Origin of the sequence: Mycobacterium sp. 236(2023) (assembly GCF_029623955.1) — a bacterium.
Lineage (GTDB): Bacteria > Actinomycetota > Actinomycetes > Mycobacteriales > Mycobacteriaceae > Mycobacterium.
Window position 1 is genome coordinate 595,418 of record NZ_JARSBP010000003.1, and the last position, 19,451, is coordinate 614,868.

Here is a 19,451-nt window from a genome sequence, read left to right on the forward strand (position 1 = left end):
GCTCACTCCTTCAATTCGGCTTTGATCACGTGCTTGAGTACCTTGCCCGCGTCGTTCTTCGGCAGTGCTTCCACGAGGACGACCTGTTCGGGCACCTTGAATTTCGCGACGCCGTGCGCCAGTAGGAACTCCTTCAGCTCGGCGACACCAGGGGTGGTGGCTTCGGCAGGCACGATCGCCGCGACGGCGCGTTCCCCTGTCCGCGGATCGGGGATGCCGACGACGGCGATCTCCGCGATCTGCGGATGCGTGACCAGGAGGTCCTCGACCTCTTTCGGGGAGATGTTCTCCCCGTTGCGGATGATGATGTCCTTCGCCCGTCCAGTTACCACCAGACAACCGTCGTCGGTGAAACGGCCGAGATCGCCGGTCCGGAAATAGCCTGACTCGTCGAAGGATTCGCGGTTGTCCTCGTCGTGCAGGTAACCCGTCAGCATCTGCGGACCGCGTGCCCGGATCTCGTCGTCGACCAGGATCACGTCGGCGATGCCGGGCCTGCCGTCGGTGTCGGCGGACCTGCCGACGTCGTCGAGAGCGCCCACCGTGGTCACCGGGACTTCGGTCGAGCCGTACACGCGGGTCACGGCAGCCTTGTCGAAGTAGTCGTTGGCGCGCTGGATCAGCGACGGCGGTACCGACGCGCCGCCGCAGATGAACACCTTCAGATCCGGCAGCCGGGTCTGCCCCCGCTCGGCCGCCGCGAGCAGTCCCGTCAGGAACGGGGTGGCCCCGGCCATGTGCGTGCACCGGTGCCGCTGCATCAGCCCCACCGCGGCGTCGGGATCCCAACGCTGCATCAACACCGCCTCGGTGCCCAGCAGCAGGGGGCATTCGAAGGCATAGATCGAGCCGCCGATATGGGCGATCGGCGACGGCACCAGGAACGTGTCACCCGGCTCGATCCGCCAGAACTTCCCGAGCTGGTCGATCAGCGCGTGCAACGAGCGATGGCTGTGCAGAACACCTTTCGGGCGCCCGGTGGTACCCGAGGTGTAGAGGATCATCCGCGTCGCGTCGGGGTCCAGCGCCGGGAGATCGCCACCGCCCGGCTCGCCGACCAGATCGGCGAAGGCGCCGCGGCCGCGGACCACGACCACCTCGGGCGGATTCGGGAGTTGCGCGACCACGCGGTCGAGCATGGCGGCGTAGTCATGCCCGCCGAACGACTCGGGGATGAAGATCATCCTGCTGTCGGCGTCGGCGAGGATGAAATTCAGCTCGCGATCGCGCAGCGAGGGCAAGATCGGGTTGACCACCATCCCCGCCAGGGTCGCACCGAGGTAGATGACCGCCGCCTCATGCCAGTTCGGCACGGTGAAGGACACGACGCTTCCGACAGGCATCCTGCTCATCAGGGCATACGCGAGACCCGTTGCCTGATCCAGTAATCCGGCACACGTGAGCTCGGCGACATCGTCGCGGACGAGGACACGGTCCGGGGTGTCGCGCGCGGCCTCACGCAGGGCGTCGGCCAGAGTGGTCACTGAATGTCCCTGACCCTGCGCATCGTCATCGCGTGGCGGAACCTCGACGACGGGTGAGTGTTGACCGTCACCTGGGCGATCTCACCGTCGGACGTGGTGTACGTGCGCTGCAGTTGGAGCCCGGCGCTGCCCGGTTCGGTCTCCAATCGCTGTGCCAGTTCACGAGAGAACACGACGGCGGAGATCTCCTGGTGCACCTCGGTGACACTCACTCCGAACAGATCCTCGATGAGGGGAAAGATGGGCCCGGTGTGATGCTGCAGCAGCCGGCCGACGGCGGCGAAGGCGCGGTTGATGTAGTACTCGGTGCGGCAGATCGCGGCGGTGTCGTCGTCGGCGCGCCGGAATCCGGTCACCGCAAGCCATTCGGTTCCGCAGGTGAGGCCGGTACGTTCGGCGAGTGTGGTGTCGACGGTGATCATGGCGTTCGTCTCGATCGCGAAGCGCGCACCCTGGGCGAACGCGAGCAGGTCGTCGATCGACATGACGTCCTGCGCATAGGAATTGGTCGCAGGGCGGGGTACCACCAGTGTTCCCGCGCGGGGACGCGACGACACGAGGTTGTCCTCACGCAGTCGGCGCAGCGCCTCACGCACGGTGTAGCGACTCACCGCGAACCGTTCGCACAGTTCGTGTTCGGTGGGCAGCTGCGAACCCACCGGATACACCCCGTCGACGATCTCCTTGCGCAGGGCACGCGCCACCTGCAGGTAGCGGTGATCGCCCGCCGTCGTGGTCATGTCCGGCGCAGCGCCAGCACGCTGCCCTCACCGTCGGCCGAGACGTACAGGGTGCCGTCCGGTCCGGCGGTGATCCCGGCGAACGGCCCCTGCGGTCCGGAGAACGGCTGAATCCCCTTGAGCGGTTTCGGGGTGACGCCGGGAGGGGCGCCGATCGGCAGTCCGCCGGCGACGAGGCTGCGGGTGCCCGTGTTCAGGTCCACCGCGACAACCTCCTTGGCGCCGGCGTCGACGATGTAGAGCGTCGTGCCGTCGACCGTCAACCCCTGCGGAGTCTGGAGCTCGTCCACGAGGGTGTCCGCGCCTGTCCCGGTGATGCGGAGAATCCGGCCGGCGCCCGACTCTGCGACCAGCGGATTCCCGTCGAGGTCGAACGTCACACCGCTCGGTTCGGCCAACCCGTTCGCGATCACCGCGCCGGTGCCGGACCGCAGCGAGTGCACCCGCCCCGCGCCGAGCTCTGCGAAGACGATTGTTCCGTCGGGACCGGCGGCCACGCCATACAACTGGTCGAAACCGGTTGCCAGATATTGAGTTTCACCGCCGGGGCGATAGCGACCGACCTGGCCCAGGGAAGTCGTGCAGTAGAAGTCCCCGTCACCAGTCGCGGCGAGACCGCGCATGTAGCCGGGATACCCGGGGGTGAACAGCATCGCGACCGCCTCGCGCGTGCCGTCGGCATCGAGCGCGTAGAAATAGGTGCCGTCGGCGATGTGAAGCCTGCCGTCGGCCCCGATCGCGAGATCGTGCGGCCAGTTGAAGCCGCCCTGTAGCAGCGTGCGGGTCTCACCTCCGCCGAGCACTTCGGTGATCTCGCCGGTGAAATTGGAGGCGAACAGCCTGCCGTCGACGATGGTCAGGTTGTCCAGGCCCGGATTGAGTTGCGCGAGAACGGTCTTCGCCCCGGTGCGCGGGTCGATGCGCAGCACCTGGCCACTGGCAACCTGCGTCGACACGATGAATCCGTCGGCGTCGAATTTGACGGCATCCGGCGCGCCGAGCTCGGTGGCGACCGTCTCCGGTGTGCCCCCGTCCAGACTCACTCGCCAGATCTCGTTGGCCGTCATCACCGGGAAGTACAACAGCCCGTCGGGGCCCACCTCCATCGCGTTCGGCGACGGGAGGTTCTCGGCGAGCACCCTGGGCGGCCCGCCCGCGAGGTCGAACTCCATCAGGCGTCCGCCGTCGCGGCACTCGTTGATGAAGAGCCGGCCCTGATGCACGGTGATGCCATTCGCTGCGGGGACGTCGTCACGCAGCACGCGGGTCCGGCCGGCGGTGTCGCGGACACTCACGCGGCCTTCCATGTACTCGGTGGCGTACAGGTTGCCGGCCGGGTCGAAGGCGATGTCGTCGGGAGTGACGATGTCGCCACCCTTGGGGCTGATCGTCTCGAGCGCGCCCGTCGCAATGTCGAGTGCGCTGATCTGACTGCCCGTCACCTGGGCGATGTACATCCGGCCGTCGGGGCCGGTGCGCAATCCGTTGGCGCCGAACAGTCGGCTCGGCGGGGTCAGTCGCTCGATCGTCCAGCCCTCGGCAAGGGTCGGATCGGCTGCGGTGTACCGGGCAGAAGGCGGCGGCGCCGTGGTGGGCGGGGTCATGAACTCGGACGTTAGCAAGCGGTCACTAGTCCAGACAATAGGAGCGGTATGTCCCTCGATCCGGCCTTGACGGTCGCATAACCCCTGCGGAATAGTGTTCTTCACGATGGAGAGCAACATTATTTGTACGGACAAATGACCGGTCTGTCGATCGACCTGACCGGCCGTGTCGTCGTGGTCTCCGGCGCAGGTGGTGGAGGTATCGGCACGACGATCACCCGGCTGGCTGCCCAGGCGGGCGCAACCGTCGTCGCGGTCAGCCGGTCCACCCAGAACCTCGACGAACACGTCGCCCCGCTCGCACAGCAGGGCCTCTCCGTCGTCCCCGTCGCCGCCGACGCCGCCTCCGACGAGGGCATCGCCGCCGTCATCGACCAGACCCGTCGGCTCGACGGCCGCCTCTACGGTCTGGTCAACATCGCCGGCGGTGCCGCCCCCGCGACCTGGATGCCGGCCACGCGCGTGACGCGGGAGGACTGGCGTGCGCTGTTCACGGCGAACCTGGAGACGGCGTTCTTCATGAGCCAGGCTGTGGCGGCGGAAATCCGGGGAAGCGGTAACGCCGGTTCCATCGTGTCCATCTCGTCGATCAGCGGCATGAACACCGCGCCGTTCCATATCGCCTACGGGACAGCCAAAGCCGCGGTGGTGGCGATGACGCGCACCATGGCCGCCGAGCTCGCCCTCGACAACATCCGCGTCAACGCCGTCGCGCCGGGCGTCACGGAGACCGCCGCTTCGCGGATGTACGTCGACGAGGACCCCGAACGTGACCGGACCGCCATCGCCATGGGACGCAGGGGAACGCCCGAAGAGCAGGCCGGCGCGATCCTGTTCCTGCTGTCGGATCTGTCGAGCTACATGACCGGGCAGACCCTGCTCGTCGACGGCGGTCTGAACCTGAAATGGACCCACCTCGGCGCCGACAACACCTCGCTGTTCCTGAAAGACGAGAACTTCCGGGAAGCGATAAGTCGGACGTGAAAGGAAAGATGAAGTGACCCACACCGAATCCGACCTCGACACCGCGATCGAGGTGGAAGGCACCCCCGACGACTCGACAGGTCAGATCGCCGAGGACCTGTCCGAGCCGACGACGATCTCCGTCGACGCCTACATCTCGCCGGACTACGCGCGCGCCGAGCGAGACAAGCTGTGGCGCAAGGTGTGGCAGCAGGTCGGCCGCGTCGAGGAGATTCCCGAGATCGGGAGCTATCTCACCTACGACATCCTCGACGACTCGATCATCATCGTGCGCACCGGACCCGATTCCTTTGCCGCGCATCACAACGTCTGCATGCACCGCGGCCGCAAGCTCGTCGACAACCCCGAAGGCGCCAAGAACGCGGTAGGCCGCGCGCGGAAGTCGTTCGTGTGCGGATTCCACGGCTGGACATACGGTCTCGACGGCACCTGCACCCACATTCGTGAGCAGGACGACTGGAAAGGCAAGCTGACCCCGCGCAACACCCACCTCGCGCCGGTGCAGGTCGACACCTGGGGCGGCTGGCTGTTCATCAACATGGACCCCGACTGCGAGCCGTTGGTCGACTACCTGTTCCCGGCGTCGAAGATCCTCGACCCGTTCGGCCTGGAGAACATGCGCTACAAGTGGCGCAAATGGCTGTACTTCGACTGCAACTGGAAAGTCGCGATGGAGGCTTTCAACGAGACCTATCACGTCTTCACCACTCACCCGGAGTTCAACAGGTTCGGTGAGTTCAAGGGCTGGGCCAAGGCGCAGGGCCGGCACAGCAACATCGGCTACGACGCGCCGAAAGGCATGGACGAGACCAAGTCCAAGATCCGCCTCGGCACCGGTGACCCGCGGATCTCGACCGCCGAGATGCAGGTCTACACGATGGAAGAGACCAACGCGACCACCACCCAGACGCTGGTGAACGCCGCCAAGCGGCTCGTCGACGAACTGCCCGAAGGCACCCCCGCCGATCAGGTGCTGCAGCACTGGCTGGCGTCGGCCCGCCGCGATGACGCCGCCCGCGGCGTCGAATGGCCCGTCATCCCGCCCGACATCCTCGGGCAGAGCGGCACGGCCTGGCAGTTGTTCCCGAACTTCCAGATCGGCCAGGGTCTGACGAGTGCGCTGTGCTACTCCGCCCGCCCGGATCCGAGCTACAACCCGGATAAGTGCATCTTCGAGGTCGCGGTCTACGAGCTGTACCCGAAAGGCGAAGAGCCGCAGACGGAGTGGGCCTACACACCGAAAGACTCGCCCAACTGGCTGTCGGTGCTGCCGCAGGACTTCTCCAACATGGCCGCGGTTCAGCAGGGCATGAAGTCGGCAGGGTTCCCGGGGACCCTGCCCAACCCGTACCGCGAGCGCAGCACCGTGAACCTGCACCACCAGCTGTCCAAGTACATGGGCACCGGCGACCCCCAGGAATTGTGATTTCGGCGTAGTTCGTCAACCTCAGCGTGACCAACTACGCCGAATTCACGAGTTAGGAGACACATGACGACCCCGTGCGGGCCCACCGACACGCCCACCGACATCGACATCCCGGCCATCCGGGAGAAGTACGCGGCCGAGCGCGCCAAGCGCCTGCGGCCCGAAGGCGCCGACCAGTACCAGGAACTGGAAGGCGATTTCGCCGACTTCTACGAGACGGACCCGTACACGACGGTGACCGAGCGTGACCCGATCATCGAGGACGCCGACGTCGTGGTCCTCGGCGGCGGCTTCGCCGGGTTGCTCGCGGGCGCGTACCTGAAGAAGGCGGGCGTGGACGGTGTCCGCGTCATCGAGATGGCCGGCGACTTCGGTGGGGTCTGGTACTGGAACCGATTCCCAGGAATTCAGTGCGACAACGACGCGTACTGCTACATCCCGCTACTCGAAGAGCTCGACTTCATGCCGAGCAAGAAGTTCGCCGACGGCGCCGAGATCTTCGAGCACTGCCGCAACATCGGCAAGCACTTCGGACTGTACGACGGCGCGCTGTTCTCCACCCAGGTGCGCGAATTGCGTTGGGAGGACGCCTCGCAGCGCTGGCAGATCAGCACCGACCGCGGTGACCAGATCCGGGCCCGCTTCGTCGTCATGGCCCAGGGTTCCTACAACCGTCCCAAGCTGCCCGGCATCCCCGGCATCAAAGACTTTGCAGGTCACGTGTTCCACTCCGCTCGTTGGGATTACGACTACACCGGCGGAACCGCCGACGGTGGCCTCGACAAGCTGGCGGACAAGCGCGTCGCACTCATCGGCACCGGAGCCACCGGAATCCAACTCGTTCCGCATCTCGGCCGCGATGCCCAGCAGCTGTTCGTGTTCCAGCGCACCCCGTCGTCGGTCGACGCGCGGACGAACCCACCCACCGATCCGGAGTGGGCCGCCACGTTGCAGCCGGGTTGGCAGGAAGAACGCAAGAAGAACTTCCACAACTGGTCACCGTTCGTCGGCGTCGTGTTCGGCGAGCCGGATCTGGTGTGCGACTTCTGGACTGAGCTCGGCCGCAACCTGACCGCCCGCGTCGCAGGCAGCGAGAATCCCGCTGAGGTGACGATCGAACAGATCATGGCCTTCCGGGAAGAAGAAGATTACAAGATCATGGAGCGGCTGCGACGCCGCGTCGCCGAGATCGTCGAAGACCCCGACACGGCTGAAGCGCTCAAGCCGTACTACCGGTTCATGTGCAAGCGACCGACATCCAGCGAGCATTACCTGGCGACCTTCAACCGGCCCAACGTCACCCTGGTCGACGTGTCCGCGTCCAAAGGTGTGGAACGCCTGACCGAGAAGGGGATCGTGGCCGACGGCGTCGAGTACGAAGTCGACTGCGTCATCTTCGCCAGTGGCTTCGAAATCTCCACCGAGATCAGCCGCCGATTCGCGATCGACACGATCGTCGGTCGCGACGGGCTCTCACTGTTCGACCATTGGGGCGATGACTACAAGACCCTGCACGGCATGACCAGCAGGGGCTTCCCGAACCAGTTCTTCATGGGCTTCATCCAGGGTGGCGTGTCGGCCAACACGACCGCGATGCTCGAACAGCAGGCCAAACACATCGCCTACATCATCGCCGAGGCACAGAACCGGGGCGCCACGACGGTGGAGCCGACTCAGGACGGTCAGGACGCCTGGGTCAGCACCGTTCGTGAGCTGGCGATCGACAACTCGGCCTTCGAACTGTCCTGCACGCCCGGCTATTACAACAACGAAGGCCAGGGTGGTGCCGTGAAGAACGGCGCATTCCTCGGTGACTTCTACTCGCCGGGCTTTTATGCGTTCGACGAGCTGATCGCCGAATGGCGCGCCAACGGCGACCTGGACGGATTGGAGCTGTCCCAATGACCACATCGCTCCGACTTTCCAGCCAGGAGATCAGCCCGCGCATCGGCACGCGGATTCTCGCCGACAAGGCCGCGCTGCTGTCCGGCGACCACGCGGGCGAGCTTCGCGATCTGCTCGAACAACGAGGAGTACTGGTCTTCCCCGAGATCGGGTTCACCGATGACGAGCAGGTCGCTTTCACCGAGACACTCGGCACACTCGCCACCGAGCGCAAGGGCGAGAAGGTGTACAACGTCACGTTGGACACGAAGGTCAACAAGCAGGCCGACTACCTCAAAGGCTCGCTGTACTGGCATCTCGACGGCACGATGAACGAGGTCCCGATCCTTGCCTCGCTGCTGTCGAGCAAGGTGCTGCCCAGCGACGGCGGCGGCGACACCGAGTTCTGCAACACCTACGCTGCCTACGACGACCTCTCCGACGAGGACAAGGCGCAGATCGACGGCCTGCGCGTGGTGCACTCCACGTGGACGACGCTGATGTACTACGAGCCCGAACCCGACCTGAAGACGCTGCAGGCGATGATGTCGATCGGCGAGCGCGAATTGCCGCTGGTGTGGCGGCACAGTTCAGGCCGCAAGTCGCTGGTGCTGGGCTGCACGGCGGGCCATGTCGTCGGTTTGGACCGCCGCGAGAGCACGGAACTTCTTGTCCGGCTGCGGGAATGGTCCACCCAACCGCAGTTCGTCTATCGCCACCAGTGGTCGGTCGGCGACCTGGTGATCTGGGACAACACCGGCACGATGCACCGCGCCCGGCCGTACAACCCGGACTCGGGCCGGCTGCTCAACCGCACCAAACTCGAGGGCGAGGAGCCGTTCGCTTGAGCGACGACCTGAGGTTCGACGGTCGCGTCGCCGTCGTCACCGGCGGCGGCCGCGGGCTCGGCCGCGCCTACGCGCTGTTGCTCGCGGCCCAGGGCGCCAAAGTCGTGGTGAACGACCCCGGCGGCGCCCTCGACGGCGGCAGTGGGGGCCGCGCAGACACGGGCCCGGCATACGACGTGGTGCGCGAGATCATCGACGCCGGAGGCGAAGCCGTCGCCAACACCGACTCGGTGGCCAGTCCCGAAGGTGGGCAGGCGATCATCGCCACCGCCGTCGACCGGTTCGGCGGCGTCGACATCCTCGTCCACAACGCGGGAATCGTGCGGCGGGCCTCGTTGACGACGATGACCTACGACGACTTCGACGCCGTCCTCGATGTGCACCTGCGCGGCGCGTTCCACGTCGTGCGTCCCGCATTCCCGGTGATGTGCGACGCCGAATACGGGCGGATCGTGCTGACGTCGTCGATCGGCGGCCTGTACGGCAACCACGACGTCGCCAACTACGCCGTCGCGAAAGCCGGTGTGATCGGCCTGTCGAATGTCGCGGCGATGGAAGGTGCAGCGCACAACGTGAAGAGCAACGTGATCGTGCCCGCTGCGGTGACGAGGATGGCCGAAGGCATCGACACCTCGGCCTACCCGCCGATGGGGCCCGAACTCGTCGCGCCCGTCGTCGGCTACCTCGCGCACGAAAGCTGTTCGGCAACAGGGGAGATGTTCGTCGCGCTGGCGGGCCGGGTCGCCACCGCCGTGATCACCGAATCGCCCGGCGTGTACCGGCCGTCATGGACGATGGCCGAGGTCGGTGAGCATCTCGCCGCGATCCGCGACCGCACCGAACCTGTCACGTTCCCGGTGGTCCCCGACGGGCACAACGACCACATCCGGTACAGCTTCGGCATGGCGAGCCGACGGGGTGCTGCGCATGTCTGACGGACCGCTCGCCGGGATTCGCGTCGTCGACCTCACGGCGATGGTGATGGGCCCCTACTGCACGCAGATCATGGCCGATATGGGTGCCGACGTGATCAAAGTCGAACCCCCGCAGGGCGACAACACGCGCTTCATCTCCGTCGGGCCGGTGTCCGGCATGAGCGGCGTGTTCGTCAACGTCAACCGCGGCAAGCGCAGCGTCGTGCTGGATCTGCGGTCCGAAGAAGGCCAGGCGGCGATGCGGGCACTCATCGAACGCGCCGACGTGTTCATCCATTCGATGCGCTCCAAGGCGATCGCGAAACTGGGGTTCGGCTACGACGACGTCGCCGCGATCAACCCGACGATCATCTACACGAACTGCTACGGATACGGCAGGCGCGGCCCCGAACGGGATCGCCCCGCCTACGACGACACCATTCAGGCCGAATGCGGAATTCCGGCTGTGCAAAGACAACTCACCGGCGAGGCGGACTACGTCGGCACGATCATGGCGGATAAGGTGGCCGGGCTGACTGCGTTGTACGCGACCACGATGGCGTTGTTCCATCGGGAGCGGACCGGGGAAGGCCAAGAGGTCGAAGTCGCCATGTTCGAGACCATGGCGTCCTTCATGCTGGTCGAGCATGCCAACGGCGCCATGTTCGACCCCCCTCTCGGTCCTGCCGTCTACCCGCGCACCGTGGCACCGAACCGGCGCCCGTACCGCACCAAGGACGGCTACATCGCCGCGCTCATCTACAACGACAAACACTGGAATGCGTTCGTCGCGGCGGTCCAACCGCCCTGGGCCTCCGACCTGTACGCGACGCTGGAGGCGCGAGCCCACCAGATCGACGCCGTCTACGGGCTCGTGGCTCAGACATTGCAGGAACGCACCACCGACGAGTGGCTGGATCTCTTCCGCGAGTTGGAGATTCCCGCAGCACCGCTGAACACACCGGACGCGCTGTTCGACGATCCGCATCTCAATGCCGTCGGGCTGTTCGAAACCGTGGACACACCGCACGGCCCCGTGAAGTTCCCGGGTGTGCCGACGTGGTTCTCGCGCACGCCGGGCAAGGTCCGCGGCCCGGCACCCGAACTCGGTGCCGATACCGACGCCGTGCTCGAAGAGCTGGGTCTCGGGACGGAACGGGTGCGCTGATGGACTTCGACATGGGTAAGCGGGCCGGTGACCTGCGCGGCGAGTTGCGCGCGCTCGTCAATGAGCATGTGCCCGAAGGCTTCCTCGGTGCGTTCACCGACGACCCGGCCGACCTGGAGACCGCGCAGAGTTTCTGCCGCACGCTGGCCGCGCGCAATCTGCTGTGCATGGCGTGGCCGGAGGAGTTCGGCGGCGGCGGCGCCTCGGTGTGGGAGCAGACCGTGGTGCGCGAAGAGATGTGGGCGCATCACGAACCGCGCGGCGCACAGTACATGGGCGTCAACTGGGTCGGTCCGATCATCATGCGTCACGGCACCGCGGAGCAGCGGCGCACGCACCTGCCGCCGATCGCGGCGGGGGACGTGATCTGGTGCCAGGGATTCTCCGAGCCCGAAGCGGGGTCTGATCTGGCGTCGCTGCGAACCACCGCGCGACGCGACGACGAAGGTTGGCTGGTGAGCGGCCAGAAGATCTGGACGTCGTACGCGACGATGGCGCAGTGGTGCTTCCTGTTGGCCCGAACTTCGAGAGTGGGAGAAGGTGCAACCCAGAAGAAGCAGCAGGGTCTGACGATCTTCCTTGTCCCGATGGATGATCCGGCGATCACCGTCCGGCCGATCGGCACCATGCTGGGCCCGCACCACCTCAACGAGGTGTTCTTCGACGACCTGCGCGTCACCGAGGCCGACGTGCTCGGCACCGTCGACCAAGGCTGGTCGATCGTGCAGGACGTGATGTCGTTCGAACGGGTCGGCATTGCCCGGTATGCCCGCTGCGAGCGGTTGCTCGCGGCCGCGCCCGCGGTGCTGGGCGAGCGGTGGGAATCGCTGCCCGGGGAGCTGCGCGGTCGGTGGATCCGGATGCAGACGCACTGCCGCCGCGCGCGGCTGCTCGCCTACCGGGTGGTCGCCCTGCAGAGCAGCGGCAGGATCACCCCGGGTGACGCGTCGGCCTACCGCATCGCGGTGACGAAGCTCGATCAGGACAGCGCCGAGGTGTTGATGGACATCGCCGCCGAGGTGCGGCACGACGACGAGCGAGCCGCGTGGTTCCTCGGTGAAGTGGAAGACCACTGGAAGTACTCGCAGGCGTCCACGGTCTCGTCGGGAAGTATTGAAATGCAACGTATTCTGCTGTCTCGCGCGATGCTGACCGCGGACGCGAGGAGCAAAGAGAGCACGGGTGCCCGATGATCCTCGATCTGTCCGACGACGCTCTGGAGTACGGGCGTCAAGCCTTGCAGGCTTTCGAAGCCGCAGGCGGGGACCGGCTTGTCGAGCAGGCGGAGGCCGCCCCCGATTCCCGGGAATCGCTTGTGGGGCCGGTACTCGCCGAACTCGGCGCGTGGGAGCTCGACCCGCGCACCGACACCGACGGGCTCGAGGCGGCCGCGGCGCTGTGTCGCAGCGCGGGATTCTGGGCGCTGCCCTACCCGTTAGCCGAGCGGCTCTCCGCACCGGCGGACCTCGACGTAGACGGACTCCTCGTCGTCGGGGGCGCCAGGCCGTCGGCGACCATCGCCGGCCTCGACTTGCGTTGGGCTGCAGTAAATCTCGAAGGTCAGCGGTTCACTGTGTCCGGGCACGGCTCGACAGGGCCTGCGTTCGTCACCGAGCTCGAGTTGACGGCACTCGACGGTGACGGTGCCAGCGACGTCGCGCTGGGGCTCGTGCTGCCCTGCTGGACATTGCTCGGGATGCTCGACCGAGCGATCGCGTTGACGGTCGCCCACGTCAGCCTGCGCAAGCAGTTCGGTCAGACGCTGTCGTCCTTCCAGGGTGTCCAGTTCCAGCTGACCGACGCCGAGGTCGAACGCAGCGGCGTCGACATCCTGGCCAAGCACGCGCTGTGGTCCGTGGCGACGGATCAGCCGCACGCGGTCGACGACGCATTGGCGTTGCGGATGGCGGCGATCGAGGCCGCCGATGTGGTGTTCCGCGTGTGCCATCAGCTGCACGGTGCGGTCGGCTTCTGCGACGAGACCCACCTGTCGTGGCTATCGCGCTACAGCCAGCCGTTGCGCCGCTTGCCCTTCGGGCTGTCCGGAACGCGTGACCACCTCACCACGGTGGCGGGGCGCCGCGGGCTGGCGGGACTGTACTCGTGAGCGATCTGGAGGCATTCCGCGCCGAGGTGCGCGCCTGGTGCCGCGACCATGTGCCGCCGAACTGGCGTGCGGACCAGACCGGCGTTGACGAAGCGGAGTTCGTCCGGTTCCAGAAGGCGTGGTTCGCCGAGCTGCGCGGCGCAGGCTATGCCGTCCCACACTGGCCCGCCGAATGGGGCGGTGGTATGCCGGTCGAGAAGCAAGTCGTGCTCTATCAGGAGCTCGCGGCCCACGACGCACCCCGGCTCGTCCTCGCGTTCGTCGGAATCCACCACGCCGCCTCCACGCTGCTGATCGCAGGCACCGAAGAGCAACGGCGCCAGCACCTTCCGGCGATCCTCGACGGGGAGATCTGGGTGCAGGGGTTCTCCGAGCCGGAGGCAGGATCAGACCTGGCCGCCCTGCGCACGACGGCCCGCCTGAGTGGTGACGACGACGAAAAAAGCTATGTGGTCAACGGGCAGAAGTTGTGGGCCAGCGGTGGGATGCATGCCGACTGGTGTCTGCTGCTCGCTCGCACGGACCCTGACGCCCCGAAGCGGAAGGGAATTTCCTACTTCCTGCTCGACATGAAAAGCCCCGGCGTCGACGTGCGGCCTATCCGCAACGCCATCGGCGACTCGCACTTCTGTGAGATCTTCCTCGACAACGTGCGCATTCCCGCTACCGACCTGGTTGGAACCGAGAACCAGGGCTGGCAGGTAGCACAGGCCACCCTTGGTGCCGAGCGTGGAATGACGATGCTCGAACTGGCAGAACGGTTGGGCAACGCCGGCTTTCGGTGGCTCGTCGAGTCCGCGGACCTCGACGATCCTCTGGTCGCCGATCGTCTCGCACAGTTCGAGGCCGAGCTCACCGGGCTGCGCGGCATGTGCCGCCGCATCGTGCAGGACGGACCCACAGGGCCTGCTGATGCGTCCGTCGTGAAGCTGTACTACAGCGAGCTGTTGCAGCGGATGACCGACTTCGGCACCGAGATCGGTGGTCCCGAAGCGCACACCGTGGTGGCCAAACCCATGTCCAGCGGATGGGAATCCGGTTCCTGGGTCCTCGATTTCCTCGGGTCGTGGGAGTGGACCATCCCGGGCGGTGCCAGCGAGATCCAGCGGACCATCATCGCCGAGCGTGGGCTGGAGCTGCCTCGAGAGCCGAGCGTGGCATGAGCAGTTTCGAAGAGTTTCACGCCGAGTTGCGCTCTGTCGCAGGCGATGTCCTCGCCAAGGACCGCGAGGTCGAGTGGGCGGTCCTCGTCGACGCGGGATGGACCGGCCTCGAGGTGCCCGAGGAGTTCGGCGGTGCAGGAGCGACGTTCACCGAAACCGCTCTGATCCTCGAACAGATCGGCCGGGCCGCGGGTGCAAACCATTACCTGGGCAGCGCCGCTCTGGCTGTCGAGGCCCTCAGAAATGCTCCTGGCGAACACCTCGCCGCCGTCGCCGACGGCAGCAGCCGGTACGCCGTCGTCACCGACGAATTCTCCTACGAATCAGGCAAAGTCACCGGGAACGCCCAATTCGTCTCCGACGCGCTCGGCGCAGACCGGTTGCTGATCCGCATCAACGACGGCTACGCCGTCGTTCCGGCCGACGCACTGACGATCACCGCGCAGCCCGTCATCGACGAGACCCGCCGACTCGCTGTGGTCACCGCCGACGCTGCCATCCCCGAGACGGTGCTCACGTGTGAGCGACCCTCGGCGATCCGCGACCGTGCCGCCGTCGGCATCGCCGTCGACAGCCTCGGCATCGCCGAGCAGATGCTCTCCGCGACTGTCGATTACGTCAAGGTGCGGCACCAGTTCGGCCGTCCGATCGGATCCTTCCAGGCCGTCAAGCACGCGTGTGCCGACATGCTGGTCGCCATCGAGGTGTCCCGACAACTCGTATCCGAGGCCGTGCAGGCGGTCGCCGAGGGCGGCGATGCCTCGGTTCCCGCGGCGATGGCCAAGTCCTATACCTGCTCTGCTGCCGTCGACATCGCGGGCAAGGCCATGCAGCTGCACGGCGGCATCGGCTACACGTGGGAGAGCGGAATCCACACCTACCTGAAACGCGCGGCATTGAACCGATCGCTCTTCGGTTCGTCTGCCGCGCACCGACAACGAGTCGTACAGCGATACAAGAAGAAGGAGTACTGATGGGTGTCCCGGTTTACAAGCGCATTCTCGACCTGTTCGAGGCCGAGGGCGTCAACACGCTCTTCGGCATCCCCGATCCCAACTTCGTGCATATGTTCACCGAAGCCGAAGCGCGCGGATGGTCCGTCGTCGCACCGCACCACGAGCTCAGCGCCGGCTTCATGGCCGAGGCTGCCTCACGGATGACCGGCAAGCCGGGCCTGTGCATCGGCACGCTGGGGCCGGGCATGGCCAACATCGCCGGAGCGATCCAGTGCGCACTGGTCGAGAACTCGCCGGTGATCTTCCTCGGCGGGCAGCGCGCCCGTGTCACCGAGCGACGGGTGCGTCGCGGCCGGATCCAATTCGTGCAGCAGGAACCGCTTTTCGCGGACTCAGTGAAGTACAGCAGCTCGATCGAGTACGCCGATCAGACCGACGAGATCATCCGGGAGGCGATCCGCAGGTCGATGTCCGGCACCCCCGGGCCGTGCTACGTCGAGTATCCGTCGCACATCATCCTCGAAGAGCTGGATGTACCGGAGGCATTGCCGCCCAACAAGTATCGCCTCGTCAACCAGGGTGCGGGCGCCCCCGAGGTCGCCGAGGCCGTCCGGTTGATCCGCGAGGCCCAGAGCCCGATCCTGCTCGTCGGCCACGGCGTGCACACGTCGCGCACCCAGCAGGAGGTCAAGGAGCTCGCCGAGCTGATGAACTGCCCGGTGATCCAGACTTCCGGTGGCACGTCGTTCATCCCGGGACTGCAGGACCGGACGTTCCCGTATCTGTTCTCGCCGGCGGCCAACGAAGCCGTCGAGGAGTCCGACCTCTGCGTCGCACTCGGCACCGAGCTCGGTGAACCCATGCACTACGGCAGAACCCAGCACTGGGCGGGCAACGACGCCAACCGCAAGTGGATCTACGTCGAGCAGGACCCCACCGCCATCGGCGTCAACCGCTCGTTCGACGTGCCGCTCGTCGGCGATCTCCGCGGTGTCGTGCCGCAGCTCGTCGAAGCGCTCAAGGAGACGCCGCGCACGCCGTCGGTCAACCTCGACAAGCTCGTCAAGGCCGACGCGGCCGAGCTCGCGCAGCTGGCCGAGAACGCCCCGTCGGGACGCTCCCCGATCCACCCCGCGCGCTACGTCGTCGAATCCACGAAGGCGTTCAACGAACTCGAGGACGGCATCCTCGTGCGCGACGGCGGCGCGACGGTCATCTTCCAGTGGACCTATTCGCAGTCCAAGCCGCGCGACGTGATCTGGAACCAGAACTTCGGCCACCTCGGCACCGGGCTGCCGTATGCCGTCGGCGCTTCGGTCGCCGAGGGCGGCAAGCGGCCCGTCATGTTGCTGACAAGTGATTCAGCGTTCCTGTTCCACATCGCCGAGCTGGAGACGGCGGCCCGGCTGAACCTGCCCCTGGTCTGCGTCGTCGGCGTCGACCATCAATGGGGCCTCGAGGTCGGCGTCTACAAACGCACCTTCGAGCAGCCGTCCCCGCAGCCGGGCGTGCACTGGAGTAAGGACGTCCGGATGGACAAGATCGGCGAAGGCTTCGGCTGCCACGGTGAATACGTGGAGAAGGAAGACGAGATCGGTCCGGCGATCGCACGCGCGTACGCCAGCGGAAAGGTCGGCGTCGTGCACGTGTGCATCGACCCGAAGGCCAACTCCGAGGAGATGCCGAAGTACGACCGATTCCGGACCTGGTATGCAGAAGGCACCCAGTAACTGCGTCGACTAAGGAAGAGTGCATGTTATGCGCGAATACCTGAAGTTCTACATCAACGGCGAGTGGGTCGACCCCGTCGAATCCGGGGCCCTCGACGTCGACAACCCGACCACCGAGCAGGTCTCCGGCAAGATCGCCCTCGGCACCGCCGCCGACGTCGACAAAGCGGTCGAGGCGGCCCGCAAGGCCTTCACCACCTGGTCACAAACCACCCGCGAAGAGCGCCTCGAAGTGCTCGGCAACATCCTTGCCGAGTACCAGAAGCGTGCAGGCGACCTCGCCGAGGCCGTCACCGAGGAGATGGGTGCGCCGGCATCGCTGGCCGCAGGACCTCAGGTCGGTCTTGGCATGGGCCATCTCGCCACCGCGATCGACGTGCTGAAGAACTTCCAGTTCGAGGAGCAGCACGGGTCGACGTTGGTGGTCAAGGAGCCGATCGGGGTGTGCGGCCTGATCACGCCGTGGAACTGGCCCATCAACCAGATCGCCGTCAAGGTCTACCCGGCGCTGGCGACCGGCTGCACGATGGTGCTCAAGCCGTCGGAGGTCGCGCCGTACTCGGCGCAGATCTTCACCGAGATCATCGACGCCGCAGGCGTTCCCGCCGGGGTGTACAACCTGATCTACGGTGACGGGCAAGGTGTCGGCGCGGCGCTGTCGAGCCATCCCGACATCGAGATGGTGTCGTTCACCGGCTCGACCCGCGCGGGCATCGAGGTCGCCAGGAGCGCGGCGCCGACCGTCAAGCGGGTGTCGCAGGAACTCGGCGGCAAGAGTCCCAACATCGTGCTCGACGACGAGGACTTCGCCAAGAGCGTCACCGCGGGAACCTCGGTGATGATGATGAACAGCGGGCAGAGCTGCAACGCGCCGTCGCGCATGCTCGTACCGAACTCGCGGATGGACGAAGCCATCGCCGTCGCCCGCGAGGTCGCCGGCGCGGTCAAGGTCGGTGACCCCGGTGACAAGACCGCGATCGGCCCGGTCGCCTCCAAGGCGCAGTTCGACAAGATCCAGGGGCTGATCCAGAAGGGCATCGACGAAGGGGCCACGCTCGTCGTCGGCGGTACCGGTCGTCCCGACGGGCTCGACGCCGGCTACTTCGTCAAGCCGACGGTGTTCGCGAACGTCACCAACGACATGACGATCGCGCGCGAGGAGATCTTCGGGCCGGTGTTGTGCATCCTCGGCTACGACGACATCGACCAGGCCGTCGAGATCGGCAACGACACCGAGTACGGGCTCGCCGGCTACGTTTCCGGCGCCGACCTGGACCAGGCCCGCGCCGTGGCCCGTCGCATCAGAGCCGGTTCCGTCGCGATCAACCACGGCTTCGACATGGCCGCCCCGTTCGGCGGCTACAAGCGCAGCGGCAACGGTCGCGAGTGGGGCCAGTTCGCGTTCGACGAGTACCTGGAGACGAAGGCCGCGCTCGGCTACTCACCCGAGTAGCGATTTCGGCGTAGTTGGTCACGCTACGGTTGGCCAACTACGCCGAAACCGCAGGGGGAAGTGGAGTGTACGAATACGGGATCGACTTCGACGCCGTCGAGGCCATCGACATCCACACCCACGTCGAGGTCGACAGTCACGGCCACAAGGCCTACGACGACGTGCTGGTCGAGGCCACCGCGAAGTACTTCAAGATGCCCGAGGGCATCACCGCAAGCGTCGACGCGGTGGCCGACATCTACCGCAGGCACAACACCGCCGCCGTCGTCTTCACGATCGACGCCAGGCACGGCATGCGACACGCCCCCAACTCGATCGAGGACCTGATTCTGGGGGCGGCACGGAACAACGACGTGCTGATCCCGTTCGGCTCCGTCGACCCATGGCAGGGCCGGCACGCCGTGCATCGCGTGCACGAACTCGTCCGCGATTACGGCGTCAAAGGCTTCAAGTTCCATCCGAGCATGCAGGCATTCGAACCCAACGACCGCGCGTACTACCCGATCTACCACGCGATCGCCGAAGCCGGCGTGCCCGCGCTGTTCCACACCGGGCAGACGGGCATGGGCGCCGGGCTGCCCGGCGGGCATCGCATCAAACTGCGCTACAGCGACCCGATGCTGCTCGACGACGTCGCAGCGGACTTTCCGGAGCTGACGATCGTGATGGCCCACCCCGCCGTGCCGTGGGTGGACTCGCAGATCGCGATCGCCGGGCACAAGGCCAACGTCTACATCGATCTGTCGGGTTGGAGCCCGAAGTACTTCCCGCCGCAGCTCATTCACGCGATGTCGCGGCAGTTGCGCACGAAAGTGCTGTTCGGCACCGACTTTCCGTACATCCAGATCGACCGGTGGCGACGCGACTTCGACACCCTCGACATCGACCCGGCGGCGATCCCGCTGATCTACAAGCAGAACGCGCTGAAGGTCCTCGGTATCGAGACGAGTCCGGCGCGATGAGTTTCGATGGCGGCCGCGGTCTGCACCG

16 protein-coding genes are annotated in these 19,451 nt (G+C 66.3%); 13 read left to right on the forward strand and 3 right to left on the reverse strand.

Annotated features, from left to right (window positions below; genetic code table 11):
- Nucleotides 1–2: 2 nt before the first annotated feature.
- Genes P9A17_RS14070 through P9A17_RS14080 form a run of 3 tightly spaced genes read right to left on the reverse strand, consistent with a single transcriptional unit; the run spans nt 3 to nt 3,828 of the window.
- Nucleotides 3–1,484 carry an AMP-binding protein gene (locus tag P9A17_RS14070; protein WP_278039251.1) on the reverse strand — a complete coding sequence of 494 codons (1,482 nt, stop codon included), beginning with the start codon at nt 1,482–1,484 and terminating at the stop codon, nt 3–5.
- Nucleotides 1,481–2,224 (reverse strand): GntR family transcriptional regulator, encoded by a 744-nt coding sequence (locus P9A17_RS14075; protein ID WP_278039252.1) that lies wholly within the window; start codon nt 2,222–2,224, stop codon nt 1,481–1,483. Before P9A17_RS14075 ends, P9A17_RS14070 begins: the two co-directional genes overlap by 4 nt.
- Entirely contained in the window at nt 2,221–3,828 is a 1,608-nt protein-coding gene (locus P9A17_RS14080) for an SMP-30/gluconolactonase/LRE family protein (protein ID WP_278039253.1), read from the reverse strand. Before P9A17_RS14080 ends, P9A17_RS14075 begins: the two co-directional genes overlap by 4 nt.
- Nucleotides 3,829–3,963: 135 nt before the next feature.
- Between P9A17_RS14080 and P9A17_RS14085 the strand changes: the two genes are divergently transcribed.
- From P9A17_RS14085 to P9A17_RS14145, 13 genes are all read left to right on the forward strand, one after another.
- Nucleotides 3,964–4,812, forward strand: coding sequence for an SDR family oxidoreductase (locus P9A17_RS14085; protein ID WP_278039254.1), 849 nt, complete (start codon nt 3,964–3,966; stop codon nt 4,810–4,812).
- Between the two features lie 13 nt (nt 4,813–4,825).
- The gene (locus P9A17_RS14090; protein WP_278039255.1) at nt 4,826–6,238 is read left to right on the forward strand and encodes an aromatic ring-hydroxylating dioxygenase subunit alpha; all 1,413 of its coding nucleotides are present in this window, start codon (nt 4,826–4,828) and stop codon (nt 6,236–6,238) included.
- A gap of 63 nt (nt 6,239–6,301) precedes the next feature.
- Nucleotides 6,302–8,143, forward strand: a complete 1,842-nt coding sequence (locus P9A17_RS14095; RefSeq protein WP_278039256.1) for an NAD(P)/FAD-dependent oxidoreductase — start codon at nt 6,302–6,304, stop codon at nt 8,141–8,143.
- Entirely contained in the window at nt 8,140–8,970 is an 831-nt protein-coding gene (locus P9A17_RS14100; protein WP_278039257.1) for a TauD/TfdA family dioxygenase, read from the forward strand. Before P9A17_RS14095 ends, P9A17_RS14100 begins: the two co-directional genes overlap by 4 nt.
- A complete protein-coding gene (locus tag P9A17_RS14105) occupies nt 8,967–9,905 on the forward strand; it encodes an SDR family NAD(P)-dependent oxidoreductase (protein WP_278039258.1) in 939 nt (312 codons plus the stop codon). The genes P9A17_RS14100 and P9A17_RS14105 overlap by 4 nt, the downstream gene beginning before the upstream one ends.
- Nucleotides 9,898–11,052 carry a CoA transferase gene (locus tag P9A17_RS14110; RefSeq protein ID WP_278039259.1) on the forward strand — a complete coding sequence of 385 codons (1,155 nt, stop codon included), beginning with the start codon at nt 9,898–9,900 and terminating at the stop codon, nt 11,050–11,052. The genes P9A17_RS14105 and P9A17_RS14110 overlap by 8 nt, the downstream gene beginning before the upstream one ends.
- Nucleotides 11,052–12,245 (forward strand): acyl-CoA dehydrogenase family protein, encoded by a 1,194-nt coding sequence (locus tag P9A17_RS14115; protein ID WP_278039260.1) that lies wholly within the window; start codon nt 11,052–11,054, stop codon nt 12,243–12,245. The genes P9A17_RS14110 and P9A17_RS14115 overlap by 1 nt, the downstream gene beginning before the upstream one ends.
- Nucleotides 12,242–13,159: an acyl-CoA dehydrogenase family protein gene (locus P9A17_RS14120; protein WP_278039261.1), complete on the forward strand. Its 918-nt coding sequence runs from the start codon at nt 12,242–12,244 to the stop codon at nt 13,157–13,159. The genes P9A17_RS14115 and P9A17_RS14120 overlap by 4 nt, the downstream gene beginning before the upstream one ends.
- A complete protein-coding gene (locus tag P9A17_RS14125) occupies nt 13,156–14,322 on the forward strand; it encodes an acyl-CoA dehydrogenase family protein (RefSeq protein ID WP_278039262.1) in 1,167 nt (388 codons plus the stop codon). Before P9A17_RS14120 ends, P9A17_RS14125 begins: the two co-directional genes overlap by 4 nt.
- Nucleotides 14,319–15,296, forward strand: coding sequence for an acyl-CoA dehydrogenase family protein (locus tag P9A17_RS14130; protein ID WP_278039263.1), 978 nt, complete (start codon nt 14,319–14,321; stop codon nt 15,294–15,296). Before P9A17_RS14125 ends, P9A17_RS14130 begins: the two co-directional genes overlap by 4 nt.
- The gene (locus tag P9A17_RS14135; RefSeq protein ID WP_278039264.1) at nt 15,296–17,008 is read left to right on the forward strand and encodes a thiamine pyrophosphate-binding protein; all 1,713 of its coding nucleotides are present in this window, start codon (nt 15,296–15,298) and stop codon (nt 17,006–17,008) included. Before P9A17_RS14130 ends, P9A17_RS14135 begins: the two co-directional genes overlap by 1 nt.
- A 28-nt stretch (nt 17,009–17,036) precedes the next feature.
- The gene (locus P9A17_RS14140; RefSeq protein WP_278039265.1) at nt 17,037–18,461 is read left to right on the forward strand and encodes an aldehyde dehydrogenase family protein; all 1,425 of its coding nucleotides are present in this window, start codon (nt 17,037–17,039) and stop codon (nt 18,459–18,461) included.
- A gap of 65 nt (nt 18,462–18,526) precedes the next feature.
- Complete coding sequence (locus P9A17_RS14145; protein WP_278039266.1) at nt 18,527–19,423, forward strand: amidohydrolase family protein; 897 nt, start codon at nt 18,527–18,529, stop codon at nt 19,421–19,423.
- Nucleotides 19,424–19,451 lie beyond the last annotated feature (28 nt).